General features: G+C 62.4%; 14 protein-coding genes. 9 read left to right on the top strand and 5 right to left on the bottom strand.

Going from position 1 to position 13,389, the window contains the following annotated elements; translation table 11 throughout:
* Positions 1 to 16: 16 nt before the first annotated feature.
* Complete coding sequence (locus tag ACFWXH_RS27055; RefSeq protein ID WP_379124520.1) at positions 17 to 814, bottom strand: alpha/beta fold hydrolase; 798 nt, start codon at positions 812 to 814, stop codon at positions 17 to 19.
* A gap of 292 nt (positions 815 to 1,106) precedes the next feature.
* Here ACFWXH_RS27055 and ACFWXH_RS27060 point away from each other — a divergent pair, with 292 nt between their 5' ends.
* Genes ACFWXH_RS27060 through ACFWXH_RS27080 form a run of 5 tightly spaced genes read left to right on the top strand, consistent with a single transcriptional unit; the run spans position 1,107 to position 5,671 of the window.
* Positions 1,107 to 2,273, top strand: a complete 1,167-nt coding sequence (locus ACFWXH_RS27060; RefSeq protein WP_379124521.1) for a thiolase family protein — start codon at positions 1,107 to 1,109, stop codon at positions 2,271 to 2,273.
* 4 nt (positions 2,274 to 2,277) lie between these two features.
* A complete protein-coding gene (locus tag ACFWXH_RS27065; RefSeq protein WP_379124522.1) occupies positions 2,278 to 2,685 on the top strand; it encodes a Zn-ribbon domain-containing OB-fold protein in 408 nt (135 codons plus the stop codon).
* Between the two features lie 12 nt (positions 2,686 to 2,697).
* Complete coding sequence (locus ACFWXH_RS27070; RefSeq protein WP_379124523.1) at positions 2,698 to 3,429, top strand: dienelactone hydrolase family protein; 732 nt, start codon at positions 2,698 to 2,700, stop codon at positions 3,427 to 3,429.
* Entirely contained in the window at positions 3,426 to 4,517 is a 1,092-nt protein-coding gene (locus ACFWXH_RS27075) for a CoA transferase (RefSeq protein WP_379124524.1), read from the top strand. Before ACFWXH_RS27070 ends, ACFWXH_RS27075 begins: the two co-directional genes overlap by 4 nt.
* Positions 4,514 to 5,671 (top strand): CaiB/BaiF CoA transferase family protein, encoded by a 1,158-nt coding sequence (locus ACFWXH_RS27080; protein WP_379124525.1) that lies wholly within the window; start codon positions 4,514 to 4,516, stop codon positions 5,669 to 5,671. Before ACFWXH_RS27075 ends, ACFWXH_RS27080 begins: the two co-directional genes overlap by 4 nt.
* Here ACFWXH_RS27080 and gcvA read toward each other — a convergent pair.
* The gene (gcvA, locus tag ACFWXH_RS27085; protein ID WP_180883040.1) at positions 5,649 to 6,611 is read right to left on the bottom strand and encodes a transcriptional regulator GcvA; all 963 of its coding nucleotides are present in this window, start codon (positions 6,609 to 6,611) and stop codon (positions 5,649 to 5,651) included. The two genes, ACFWXH_RS27080 and gcvA, sit on opposite strands and share 23 nt — an antisense overlap.
* A gap of 230 nt (positions 6,612 to 6,841) precedes the next feature.
* On the opposite strand from gcvA, the gene ACFWXH_RS27090 reads away from it, so the two are divergent.
* From ACFWXH_RS27090 to ACFWXH_RS27105, 4 genes are all read left to right on the top strand, one after another.
* Positions 6,842 to 7,510, top strand: a complete 669-nt coding sequence (locus ACFWXH_RS27090) for a glutathione S-transferase family protein (RefSeq protein WP_379124763.1) — start codon at positions 6,842 to 6,844, stop codon at positions 7,508 to 7,510.
* Positions 7,507 to 8,676, top strand: a complete 1,170-nt coding sequence (locus tag ACFWXH_RS27095) for a thiolase domain-containing protein (protein ID WP_054312759.1) — start codon at positions 7,507 to 7,509, stop codon at positions 8,674 to 8,676. Before ACFWXH_RS27090 ends, ACFWXH_RS27095 begins: the two co-directional genes overlap by 4 nt.
* 8 nt (positions 8,677 to 8,684) lie before the next feature.
* Complete coding sequence (locus ACFWXH_RS27100; protein WP_379124526.1) at positions 8,685 to 9,068, top strand: Zn-ribbon domain-containing OB-fold protein; 384 nt, start codon at positions 8,685 to 8,687, stop codon at positions 9,066 to 9,068.
* 106 nt (positions 9,069 to 9,174) lie between these two features.
* Positions 9,175 to 10,539, top strand: coding sequence for an MmgE/PrpD family protein (locus ACFWXH_RS27105; protein ID WP_379124528.1), 1,365 nt, complete (start codon positions 9,175 to 9,177; stop codon positions 10,537 to 10,539).
* 170 nt (positions 10,540 to 10,709) lie between these two features.
* Here ACFWXH_RS27105 and ACFWXH_RS27110 read toward each other — a convergent pair whose 3' ends face one another.
* From ACFWXH_RS27110 to ACFWXH_RS27120, 3 genes are all read right to left on the bottom strand, one after another.
* Positions 10,710 to 11,882 carry an ABC transporter ATP-binding protein gene (locus ACFWXH_RS27110; RefSeq protein ID WP_379124529.1) on the bottom strand — a complete coding sequence of 391 codons (1,173 nt, stop codon included), beginning with the start codon at positions 11,880 to 11,882 and terminating at the stop codon, positions 10,710 to 10,712.
* Between the two features lie 109 nt (positions 11,883 to 11,991).
* Positions 11,992 to 12,645: a 3-oxoacid CoA-transferase subunit B gene (locus ACFWXH_RS27115; RefSeq protein ID WP_379124530.1), complete on the bottom strand. Its 654-nt coding sequence runs from the start codon at positions 12,643 to 12,645 to the stop codon at positions 11,992 to 11,994.
* Positions 12,642 to 13,349 (bottom strand): CoA transferase subunit A, encoded by a 708-nt coding sequence (locus tag ACFWXH_RS27120; RefSeq protein WP_379124764.1) that lies wholly within the window; start codon positions 13,347 to 13,349, stop codon positions 12,642 to 12,644. Before ACFWXH_RS27120 ends, ACFWXH_RS27115 begins: the two co-directional genes overlap by 4 nt.
* Between the last annotated feature and the right edge of the window lie 40 nt (positions 13,350 to 13,389).

Raw genomic sequence — 13,389 nt, forward strand, 5'->3', positions numbered from 1 at the left:
CATCCATGAGGAATCCTCAACCGGAAACCCTGCCGGCGGATGTCGATACGCCTGCCGGGACGGGTAATCCGGGCGCGAATCCGGCATTGTTCAGAAATGTCGCAATCGTTGCCGCGACAAGGTCCGGCGTCTCGATCGCCATTACGTGACCGGTGTCCAGGACAAGCGATTGCGCGCCAGGAATCCTCGCTGCGACTTCCGCGACATGAGCGGGCGGCCTGAAGGTGTCCTTCGTGCCAGAAGCCACCAGCACTGGGCAGGACAGGCCGGCAAGGTCGGCAGTCAGGTCGAGGCCGATCAGCATCCGCCACGTCGCCGCAGAGCTCGCAGGATCGGACAGCCGGGCACCATTGCTGGCCAGCGCGACGGTGCCTTCCCGTGCGCTTTTCTCCAGGATCTCGATCTTCTCGATCGTTGCGGCCTCGTTGCCCGCGATGAGGCCCGTGGAAGGCGCGAGAAGCACCAATGCGGCCGCGCGCGCCGGCCATTTTGCGGCAAAGCGGATCGCTACGGAAGCGCCCAGAGCCGCGCCAACGACGATCACCGGACCTGCGATTTCGAGCCCATCGAGGATGCCGGCGAGATCGGCGGCCGCTGTGTCAATGCTGAGCGATCCAACGATGCGATCCGATTGGCCGGCGCCGCGCTGGTCATAGCGCAGGATGCTCCACTGCTCACCGAGGCTTGTCGTCAACCCATCGAAACTTTCCAGCCGACCGCCCATCTCGTGCACCAGGACAAGGGTGCCCGCACCGCGCCGGCGAAACTCGTACCGAAAGCGGGCGCCATTGGCCTCGATCCACTGCGTTCGCATCCCGTCCTCCTCTGCCAAACGGTCTTCGCGACAAGGCACGGCATGCTGTTCATATCGTCAACCGATAGAAACTGACCAACCGTTGAGTTCTTTTGAGCCAGGACCTCTCAAGCTACGGGCTGCGTGGCACAGATGAGAATAGCTCAACAAACGTTACGCTTAAGTCGGTTGACGGACCAAGGCTCATCCAAGAACTCTGGCAGCGGTTGTCCAGGCCTTTTGGGCATCCATGACGACAGTGCAGATAAGCAGAATGCGGCGATGTTGCGAATGCCGCGAGTGTGGAGGCGTGATGAGACTTGCCGGCATGGCTGCCAAGACAGCTTCGGTGATCGGTATTGGCCAGACGGACTGGCCCGCGGATCATGCTCGTGTCCGAGCCGGCCAGAAGCCGCATGATTCCTACGGTTATGCTGCAGAGGCGTTCGTCGCGGCCCTCGCCGACGCCGGCATATCCAGAGCCGATGTCGATGGCCTGATCGTCGGGCCGACGGTGGCTTATGAGCGCGTCGGCGAACTTCTCGGACTGGATGTCCGCTGGGGTGGGCAAGCAGACGCAATGCTTGCGGTCCTCGAGGCCTGCATGGCCATTCATTCCGGTCAGGCCGAAGTGGTCGCCCTCGTCTATGGCAACGACCAGCGCTCCGCCGCGGTGAACTATGGCGGTGCCGACGCGCAAGGCGGATCGGCCTTTCTCTCCTATATCTACCACGCTCCCTGGGGCTTCACCTCACAGGGCGCGCTCTACGCGCTGATGGCCCGGCGCTACATGCAGGAGCGCGGCATGAGCGAGGCGGAACTCGCGGAAGTCGCCGTTGCGCAGAGGTTGGCAGCGTCGCGCAATCCGCAGGCGTTGATGCGAAAGCCGATCACGGTCGAGGACTATCTCGCTTCGCCTTACATCTGCGAGCCGCTGCATCTGTTCGACTATTGCCTGATCAATGACGGCGGTGTCGCGCTGATCATCGCCGAGGCCGGCAAAGCCAAGCGTATCGGCCGGGCACCAGTGCCCATCCACGGCATCGGGCGGCACGACCTCAATACCGGCGCCACCAGCCTCGAGCCTCGGCTGACCGATTTCTACCAGCCGGCGCAGCGGGCCGTCGGCGAGCAGGTCTTCGCGATGGCGTCGCTTGGCCCATCCGACATGGACGCGCTGCAGATCTACGACAGTTTTTCGCTGCACATCCCGCTGGCGCTGGAAGGGTACGGCTACTGCAAGACCGGAGAGGCCGGCAAGTTCATGCGCGAGCACGGCATCTCGCTTGCCAAGGGCCTGCCGGTGAACACCGGCGGCGGACATCTGTCGGAAAGCTACATGCAGGGCTGGAACCACCAGATCGAAGCGGTCCGGCAGTTGCGCGGCGAGGCCGGCGAACGACAGGTGCCTGACTGCCGCCATGTCCACTACAGCTCCGACGTTGCCGGGAAGGCCGTCTCGATCATCTACGGACACTAAGCCGATGGCAAACTCCCAACGCGTCCTGTCGCTCTACGATCTGCCCCTGTGGGACAGCATGGAACGCCAGAAAATGGCGCTGCCCAGATGCTCGCACTGCGAACGCTTCCGCTATCCGCCCGGGCCGATCTGCGCCGAATGCAATTCGATGGACTATGAGTGGACCGAGATTTCCGGCGAAGGCACCATCCTGTCTTGGGTGGTTTTCCACCGGCAATATTTCGAGGACTTTCCGCAGCCTTACAATGTCGTTGCCGTGCGGCTGGTCGAGGGGCCGATCGTCGTTTCCAATCTTGTGGGCGAGGAACCACAAGGAAGCTGGATCGACAGGCCGGTATCGATAACCTACCGGCGTCATCTCGACAGAACCCAGCACGCTTTCAAACTGAAAGCGGCGGATACCAACAGCTGACCCGAGGATAAGATGCGCGAAAACGAAGTACTCGTCGTAACCAAGCACGGCCGGATGCCGACTTTCACGGTCCGTCCGGAAGGCGAAGGCCCATACCCAGTCGTCATCCTCTATATGGATGCACCCGGCATTCGCGAGGAGCTCCGTGACATGGCGCGGCGCATCGCGGCGCAAGGCTACTACTGTGCTCTGCCCGATCTCTACTACCGCCTGGGAACGGTACGTTTCGACCTGCCCCGCAGGGATGACCGCATGTCGGCGGTCGTCAGCGCCTGCCTGCGCAGCCTCGACAATGACGGCGTCAACGAAGACACCGCCGGCCTCCTCGGCTACCTCGACGGTGAAGCAGACGCAAAAAGCGACAAGGTTTCCTGTGTCGGCTTCTGCATGAGCGGACGTTATGCCGTATCGCTGTCGGCCTATTTCGGCGAGCGATTTGCCTCGGCGGCGTCCCTGTATGGCGTCGGCCTTTTCACCGAAGACGATGGTTCTCCGCACAAGCTGATGTCACAGGTGAAGGGCGAGCTCTATTTCGGCTTTGCCGAAACCGACACGGCGACGCCGCCGGAAACGATTGCCGCGATCGAACAGGCGATCCAGGCGAGCGGCGGCAAGCACGAAGCCGAAATCCATCCCAACAGCCGCCACGGCTACTGCTTCACGGCCGGCCGTGCCTATCAGCCGCAGGCAGCGGAAGCGACCTGGGCGAAGATGTTCAAGCTGTGGGAACGCACCCTGAAATGACGCCTGCATATCCGTACGAAGGGCTGACGGTCGTGGAAGCCGTCGGCGGTCCACCTGGCAATGCGCTTCGCCTGGCTGCGGCCATGGCCGGGCGCATCTTTGCCGATCTCGGCGCGAAGGTGATCCAGGTCGAAGATCATGCGCTACAAGGTTCCGAGGCAAAACCATCGGCAACCTCTCTGGCTCTGCAACAGTTCCTTTCAGCAAGGAAGTCGGTCGTCGATTCCAGCCTTGACGATGCATTTCTGACCGGCGTCCTGCGAAAGGCCGATGTCGCCATCGTCGACCGTCATGTCCATGGCTCCATCGCCGCCAAGGACTTGCCGAAGAAAGTCGCGCTGCTTTCGCTTTTCGGCGGCAGCAATGCCGAAACCGAGATCGCAGCAACCGAATTCACCATTGCCGCCCTGGGCGGCTTCCTCAACATGGTTGGTGATGCCGAGCGCGAACCGCTGAAGCTGGTCGGTCACCAGGAAGCCTACGCACTCGGCCTTGCCACTTTCTGCGGTCTCTCCGCCTCGCTTGCCAGGGAACCAAGTTCGGACAATGCGGCAACGATCCGCGCCAGCTTGCTGGACATCGTCGTCTGGCTGAACTGGAAGGCCGTACCGCTGGAAGCGGATGCGCCGATCCCTCCGGGGCGTGCGGGGGCGTCGGCCGAATGGCGCATCGTGCGCTGCGCCGACGGCTGGATCGCACTGGTCTACCAGGAGCCGGACTGGCCGCATCTGTGCACGATGGTGAAAGACGAGCGTATCCGGCAGGACAAGTTCGCCACGCGCCAGGGTCGCCTGGAGAACGCCGTCGAACTGGCGGACGTCATCGAGCAGGCGTTCCTTTCGCGCACACGCAGGCAACTGCATGAGGAGGCATTGTCGTTCAGGCTTCCACTCGGGCCCGTGTGGGCGCCGGAGGAAGCACTCGGCGATCCACACAACGCGGCGCGTAGGCTGTTTGAAGAACTGCCGCGCCAGCGTCAGTCGCAAAACCCGATTTTTGCGCCGCGCCTGCCACTGCTGTGGAACGGTTCTGCATTTTCCAACATGATCGGAGACATGCCGGTCGCAACAGCGGTCGGCATATCGTGAGTGTACTGAAAGGCTGCCGCGTCCTCGATCTCGGCATCATCACCGCCGGCGCGGCGACATCCGCAATCCTGGCCGACCTCGGTGCCGAGGTGATCAAGATCGAATCCCCGACCTATCGCGATCCCTTCCGGTTGTGGCCGAGCGGTGAAAGCAAGGCCGACGATATGCCGCCGCTGTTTCGGGCCACCAACCGCAACAAGCTGGCCATCAGCATCGACCTCAAGCAACCGGCCGGCCGCGAGGTCATGCTGCGGCTCGTCGCGTCCAGCGATGTCGTGGTCGAGAATTTCCGCCGCGGCGTGCTGCCGAAGCTCGGGCTTTCATTCGAGGCCCTCCGAGCTGCCAACGACCGCATCATCCTTGCTTCGGTTTCCAGCCAGGGCGAGACCGGCCCGGACGCCAGTCATGTATCCTACGGCTCGACCCTCGAAGCCGTAGCCGGCTTTGCCTGGGGCACCGGCTACCAGGACGATGCGCCGGTGATCAGCGGCCGCGACGTGAACTATCCCGATCAGGTGGCGGCGATCTTCGCCACCAGCATGATTACCACTGCCCTGCGCTCGGTGCAGAAGGGCGGGCCGGCTGTCCATCTCGATCTTTCGCAACGCGACCTGACGTCCTTCCTGATCGGTGAGACGTTCGTTGCCGCCTCGATGGGAAAGGAAATCCGCAGGGGCGGGAATGCGCAGGAGCCTTTCCTGCTGCAAGACTGTTTCAAGGCAGCGGACGGCATCTGGGTCGCCGCTTCGGTTCGCGAAACGGATCTCCAAGCCCTGAGCACGTTGCTTGGACGAAACATCGAGCAGGATGATGCTGCTCTGCGCGATGCCCTGGCTGCCCATATCGCAGCTCAAGAGAGCGAGCCGGCAGCGCGCACGTTGCAGCAGATCGGTTTGGCTGCAGCACCGGTACAGGACGGCGCCGGTATTCTGAAACTCGAGGATGAAAGCTGGTCGCACGCCATCCAGTGCTTCGACGGCAAGCGCGTGAAAGGCTTTCCTTTCCAGATCGACGAACAACCTCTGTCGATCGAACGCCCTGCCCCGGGCATCGGAGCCGATACAGCGACGATCCTCAGCGAGATCGCGGGCTATAGCGACGACGAGATCGCGTCGCTGGCAAAAGCCGGTGTCATTGAGCTTGGTTCGGCTTGAGGGCCAGCACCGCCGGTCCCTGCGACTCCGCCAGCCAGGCCTCGAACTCGACCACCTGCTCCATGATCCAGTCGCGGAACTCCATGAGACGGGAGTCGTTCTCGGACTGCCGTGCGTAGGTCAGGTAATAGGCGTTGCCGTTGTCGTGAACGAAATCGAACGGAGCGACAAGCCGGCCAGCGACGAGATCGCCGGCGATCAGCGATATCTGGCCAATGGCGATGCCGATGCCCTCGATCGCTGCCTGGTAGGCAAGACTCGAGCTTTCGAAATGCAGACCGCGCTGGTCGTCGATGTCATGTCCGCCGGCGGCATCGAGCCAGTCGCGCCAATCGTCGGGACGGGCCATGGAACACAGCAGCGTCGCCTCGTTCAGCTTTTCCACCGCCATCGTCCCGCCCATCGAGGAGAGATAGGCCTGGCTGCAAACCGGTACCAGGGCGCTGTCAGCCAATCTGTGCGCGATGAGGTCGGGCCAGTCACCCTTGCCCATCTGGATCACGACGTCGGCATCACCGAGGTGCAGCAGATTGGCTGGCATCGGCAAGAGCGTGGTGGTGAGCTGGATCTGGCGCGTCGGGTAAAGCCGATGGAACAGCGGCAAACGTGGCATCAGCCACCGCAGCGTGAACGTCATCGGACAATGGATGCGCAACGAGCGCGCCCGGTGTGCGGACATCAGCCGCTTGGTCGCCCGGTTGATCTGTTCGAAGGCATCGCCCAGGGCGATCGAATATTCGCGCGCTTCGTCGGGGATCCTGAGATCGCGGCTCGTGCGCTCGAACAGTTCGAGGCCGAGCACGTCTTCCAGTAGCTTGATCTGCCGGCTGATGGCACCAGGGGTTACGAAAAGTTCTTCGGCAGCCTTGGTGAAGCTGACATGACGGCCAGCAGCCTCGAAGGCACGCAGCGCATTGAGCGGGGGAAGACGTTTCGACATGCTCATCCTTGAGAAATACTCATTCGAACATTCCGAATGGTCAATTGACCATTGCCGCGATTTCGATTTGTCTAGATATATGAATTCTGGCGATGTTGACGCAATTTTGCTTGCTAATCAACTACCCTGATGCTCCCAAGAAGAATGATTTTGTAACGGCAGCAAAGACGATGACGTTGCAGAAAATGTATGTGGCGATTGATTTTTTCTGAACCATGGCAATGCGCACAATGAAGCTCTACGGATCCTCCAGATCGCCCTATGTACGGAAGGTCTTGATCGCCGCTCATGAGACGGGAACAATCGGCGACATTGCGGTGGAACCGATGGTCGTGACGGCCTTGGCCGCGAACCCGACAATGCTTTCGGTCAACCCGCTGGGGCAGATCCCCACGCTCATCCTCGATGACGGCCAGGCGCTGTTCGATTCAGACGTGATCTGCCGCTATCTCGATCTGGTGATCGGCAAAGGCCGGTTGCATCCGCGCGAGATCGCCGCGGAAATCGCGATGATGCGCCTGCTCGTGCTGGGTGACGGCCTCACCGCGGTGCTCATGAGCCTGCTGTCGGAGAAATCACGACGCCAGCCGGAGCATTCGGAGCGGCGCCTGGCCGCATTACGAGAAAAGCTGCCGCTGATCTTCGCGACGCTGGAGGCGGAGGCGCCGAAGATGATGCAGGCTCCTTTCGACATGGCGCAGATCGCGATCGTGTCGGCCCTTTGCTACATCGACTTCCGCCTGTCAGACGACGTCGTCTGGCGTGAAACCCACCCCTCATTGGCAAACTGGTTCGCGGCAGTCGGGAGGCGGCCATCGGTCGTGGCGACAGCCTATTTCGACGAGCTGGCGGCGGCCGCTGCCGGCGCCGGAAAACAGGAAAAAGCAGGACAAGCATGAGCATCAACGGACAAGCCTATATCGTCGGCGCCTACGAACACCCCACCCGCAAGGCGCCGGACAAATCGCTGGCGCAGCTCCATGCCGAGGTTGCGTTCGGAGCGCTTGCCGATGCCGGCCTCAGCAAGGATGACATCGACGGCTATTTCTGCGGCGGCGATGCGCCGGGCACGGGACCGCTGTCGCTTGTCGAATACATGAACCTGAAGGTACGCCACGCCGATTCCACCAATGTCGGCGGTTCCTCCTACATCCTGCACGTCAACCACGCCGCACAGGCGATCGCTGCTGGCAAATGCAACATCGCACTGATCACGCTGGCCGGCAGGCCGCGTAGCGAAAGCCAGCAGAAGGGTGCGCCGCAGCGCGTCGACAACCCGGTGCAGCCGGACTTCCCGTGGGAACAGCCATTCGGCATGACGACGCTCAACGCCTATGCGATGTGCGCCATGCGGCACATGCACCAGTTCGGAACGACACCCGAGCAGTTGGCCTGGGTCAAGGTGGCTGCCTCCCATCATGCTCAGCACAATCCGAATGCGATGCTGCGCGACGTCGTGACCGTCGAAGACGTAGCCAATTCACCGGTCATCGCCGATCCGCTGCGCCGGCTGGATTGCTGTGTCATCAGCGATGGCGGCGGCGCGGTCATCGTGACCCGCCCCGAGATCGCCCGCAGTCTCAAGCGCCCCCTGGTCAAGGTGCGGGGTGCTGCCGAAGCGATCAAACATCTTGCCGGCGGCGACGTCGACCTGACCTATTCCGGAGGCGCCCGCAGCGGCGCGCTTGCCTTCGAAGAGGCAAAGCTCACCCCTGCCGACATCAAATATGTTTCGGTCTACGACAGCTTCACCATCACCGTGATCATCCAGCTGGAAGATCTCGGCTTCTGCAAGAAGGGCGAAGGCGGACGCTTCGTCGCGGACGGCAACCTGATCTCCGGCGTCGGCAAGCTGCCGTTCAACACCGATGGCGGCGGCCTCTGCAACAACCATCCCAACCACCGCGGCGGCATGACCAAGATCATCGAAGCGGTGCGGCAGCTGCGCGGCGAAGCCCATCCTGCCGTGCAGGTCGCCAATTGCGACCTCGCAATGGCGCATGGCACCGGCGGCCTGCTCGGCACGCGTCACGGCTCGGCGAGCCTCATCCTGGAACGCGAATAGGAACCACCATGTCCATCCTGTCGAACACACTTCCCCATCATCCCGAAGTACAACCATTCTGGTCCGCGCTCGAAGAAGGGCGTTTCCTGATCAAGGGCTGCCGCAGTTGCGGTCGGGCGCACTGGTATCCCCGCGCCCATTGCCCCTTCTGCACGAGCGCCGACACGGAATGGCGGGAAGCCAGCGGACGCGGCATCATCTATTCCTACAGCATCATGCGCCAGGCCAAGCCGCCTTACGCCATCGCCTATGTGACGCTGGAGGAAGGCCCGACGATGATGACCAATATCGTTGACAGCGACCTGGAAGCGATCCGCATCGGAAAGCCGGTGGAGATTGCGATCCGACGGCAGCCCGACGGCGACGTGCTGCCAATATTCAAGCTCGCCTGAACGCTGCCGCGATGAATTCTCACGCGGGCTTGCTGAAAGCTCGCTTGATCATCGCGGCATGCGTCTCGAAGCTTCCCAATCAAGAAAATCAGAGAGGAAACCGCCGATGCCCGCCCCTATTTCCCGTACGCTTGCCGAATTTGCGGCAAAACTGAAATATGAAGACATCCCCGGTCTCGCGATCGAGGCGATCAACACCGGCATGGCCGACACGGTCGGCGTGATGATGTCGGGTATCGGAACATCCGTGTCCAACATCGTGCTCGGAGAACTCGGCACGCGCGGCAGCAAGGGCGATGCGCGTATATTCCTCGGCAAGGAACGCGCCTCGACAACCGAGGCGGCCCTCGTAAATTCTGCGACGACGACCAGCGTCGTCTATGACGACGTCGCCTTCTCCGGCTGCCACACCAGCACGATCCTGATGCCGGCACTCGTCGCCGAGGCCGAGGCCAGCGGCGCTTCCGGAAAGGACGTCATCCGCGGTTACGCCGCAGGCTATGAAGCCTGGGCTCGCCTCTCGGAACGCGATCCCGATTCCTATGCCGGCAAGGGCTGGCATGCGACGGCTGCGTTCGGCCCGACGGCGGCTGCGATCGCCATCAGCAGCCTGCACGGCTTCGACGCGGAAACCACGTTGCACGCAATCGGTATCGCAGCCGCGATGCCCGGAGGCATCACGGCAAGTTTCGACACTGACGTCGGCCCGTTCCAGGTCGGACGCGGCGCTGCCGCCGGTGTCATGGCCGCGCGCCTTGCCAAGGCAGGCATGTCGACGCCGCAGGACGGGCTGGAGCGCAGCGGCCGCGGCATGCTGGTCGCACTCTCGCCGAAGGGTGCGGTCGACCTCGACACGCCGATCGAGGATCTCGGCAAGGCATGGAGGCTGGAAACCGTCGGCATCAACGTCAAGCAATATCCGTTCGGCAACATGAACCAGCGTGCCATCGACGGGGCGCTCGATCTCGTCCGGGAACACGACGTTTCGCCTGATGCGATCGAGCGTGTCGACGTGATGATCAGCGAGGCACAATATGCCGTCGTCTCGAAATCGCCATCGACGATCAACTTCGTACCGAGCCACAGCATTGCGCTCGGCGTGGCTGGCGCCATCATCTCACGGCAAGGGACCTTCCACGAACTGAGCGAGGCCTTCTACAGCCGGCCCGATGTGCAGGCCATGATGAAGGTGATCAAGCCGGCAACCGACAAGAGCATTCCGGCCGACACCCAGCCCAACCTCGGCTACAGCGGCGGCGTGCGCATCTATCTGAAGAACGGCACCATGCTCGAAAGCCCGAGCGTTCCCTACGCGCGCGGCCACTGGACCCGCCGGATGAGCGAAGAGGAGCTGTGGGGCAAGTTCGCAGCCTGCAGCAAGCAACAGCTGGATGAGGCAAAGGCGCACCGCCTGTTCGATCAGCTGATCCGCCTGCAGAACGTCGCAAAGATCAGCGACCTCGCCGCCTGATAATCGATATCATCAAGCAGTCATGAAACGCGGGCCATCGGCCCGCGTTTTTGCTTTTGCCATCCTGTTTCGCACTACCAGACGGGCACGCAAAACAGATCGAGGCGGACCTGAATCCACCTCGATTGTAGAACGGAGATCTCGAATTTGCAGCTCGACCGCGTCGATCGTCAGACGGCGGCAGCCTGGGCCGGCTGGCCAGGAACCTGTTCCCACGGAACGCCGAGTGCGGCCGAGCCCGGGAAATCGACGAACACCTCGGAGCCGATCTCGAACATCGTTTCCGGGCCGGCATTGATCTGGAAGACGCGCTCGCCGACCTTGACGTTGTAGCGGATCATGTTGCCGAGGAAGCCGCTCAGCATGACAGTACCCTTGAGGCGGTTGACGCCATCATGGACCGGCGCAAGCGTCGGCTTGATGCTCATCGCCTCCGGCCGGATCGAGACAGCGATCTCCTTTTCGGCCGGCAGCGCCTGCTGGAACGTGCATTGGATCTCATGCCCGCCTTCGAGCACGACCGTGCCGAAGCCGCTTCCATTCACCTCGCGCCGAACCTTGCCGCGCACCAGATTTGTAGCGCCGACAAAGCCCGCCACGAAAGCGCTGGTGGGACGATTGTAGATGTCCCGCGGCGGTGCCATCTGCACGACATTGCCTTTGTCGATCACCGCAACCAGATCGGACATTTCCAGCGCTTCGGTCTGGTCGTGCGTCACATAGATGGTGGTGATGCCGACCTGCTGCTGCAGGCGCTTGAGTTCCGTGCGCATCTCGTCGCGCAACGTCGCGTCGAGATTGGAAAGCGGTTCGTCGAGAAGCAGCAGTTTCGGCTGCCGCACGATGGCACGCGCCAGGGCTACACGCTGCTGCTGGCCGCCGGAGAGACGGGTCGAAGAACGCGTCTGCAGACCGTCGAGGCCGACGCGCTTCAGCGCATCGTCGACAAGCTTGGTGGTTTCCGCCCGGCTGTATTTGCGATCCTTGGCGACCCGAAGCGGAAAGGCGACGTTCTCGAATACCGTCATGTGCGGCCAGATCGCATAGGACTGGAACACCATGCCGATGTTGCGCTGGTTGAGCGGCACGGCAATGCCGCGCGAACTGTCGAACAGGACCTCGTTGCCGAGGCGGATCAGGCCACGATCAGGCCGCTCCAGACCGGCAATGCAGCGCAGCGTCGTCGTCTTGCCGCAGCCGCTGGGACCGAGAAGCGTGAAGAACGTGCCAGGCTTCAGCGAAAAGGTCGCCTCGCGTATGCCGCCGGCAGTGCTCTCGTCCGTGACGAAGAACATCTTGCTGAGGCCGGTCACCTCCAGGGTCATCGTCGAAGCCTTGTCCATGTCCTTCCCCTTGTTCTTGTTTGTCAGCGCCTCGGCGGCGCTGTTCGTCCCTTGCTCACTTCCGTTGCCGAGACCTGTGGCCGCCGGCGGCGTCGTGTTTTCCGAAAGCTCAAGCATAATGGAGCGGCGCCGCGGTCAGCTTCTGCAATTCATCCCGTGTCAGTCCTTCGACCATGTCGATGACGACAAACCCCTTGGCCGTAACGTCGAGCACCGCAAGGTCCGAATAGACGCGCGTGACGGCTTTGCCCGCAGTCAACGGATAGCCGCAGCGCTCCACCAGTTTCGGCTGGCCATCCTTGGTGGTGTGGGTGGTCATGATCCACACATTGCGCACACCTGCCGAGAGATCCATCGCGCCGCCGACCGCCGGAACGCGGTCGTTGAGCGAGGTCGTCCAGTTGGCGAGGTCGCCATTCTGCGCGACCTCGTAGGCGCCGAGCACACAGAGATCGAGATGGCCGCCACGGATCATCGCGAAGCTGTCGGCGTGGTGGAACAGTGCGGCGCCAGGCACCAGCGTGACGTTCTCCTTGCCGGCATTGACCAGCCAAGTGTCCACCTCGCCGGGCGCCGGCACAGGTCCCATGCCGAGGATGCCGTTTTCGGAATGGAACACGACCTCCCGATCTTCGGGAATATGGTCGGCAACCAGCGTCGGCAAGCCAATGCCGAGATTGACGTACCAACCTTCCGGTATATCCGCGCCGACACGGCGTGCGATGTCGAGCTTGCCCCAGGGCTTGTAGGTGCTGGCCGTCATTTCTTGCCTCCCTGTACCGTGGCAACCTTGGCCACCGGTGGATCGCCGCAAGGAACGTGGACGACACGATCGACGAAGATGCCGGGGGTGACGACGTCGTTGGGCAGGATCGCGCCAAGCGCGACGACATGCTGTGCCTGAACGATGGTCAGCCGCCCGGCCATGGCCATGATCGGATTGAAGTTCCGGCCGCTGCCGCGAAAGGTGAGATTGCCCCAGCGATCGGCTTCCCAGGCCTCGACCAGCGCGATATCGGCGGTGAGGCCATGCTCGAGCAGATAGTCCCGCTCTCCGAATGTCCGCGTCTCCTTGCCGGCGGCGAGCTGGGTGCCGACGCCGGTCGGCGTGTAGAAAGCCGGAATGCCGGCGCCGCCGGCACGGATGCGCTCGGCCAGCGTGCCTTGCGGGACCACTTCAAGCTCGATCTTGCCAGCTCTGTAGAAGGTGTCGAATGACGAGGAGCCACGCGGGAAGCTGCAGATCATCTTGCTGACGCAGCCCCTGCCGATCAGCCGGCCAAGACCGATATCAGGCTCGAAGCCGGCGTTATTGGCGATGACCGTAAGGTTCTTGACGCCCATTTCGCCCAAGGCATCCAAGAGTACGTTCGGCTGCCCTACGGCTCCAAATCCGCCAACGAGTACCGATGCGCCATCAGTTATTCCCGAAAGCGCCTGGGCGAAATCTTCAACCTGCTTATCAATCATTCCCGATCACGTCTCCTCGCGGTGCTTTGCGGCCAAG

Origin of the sequence: Mesorhizobium sp. NPDC059054 (assembly GCF_042739215.1) — a bacterium.
Taxonomy (GTDB): Bacteria; Pseudomonadota; Alphaproteobacteria; order Rhizobiales; family Rhizobiaceae; genus Mesorhizobium.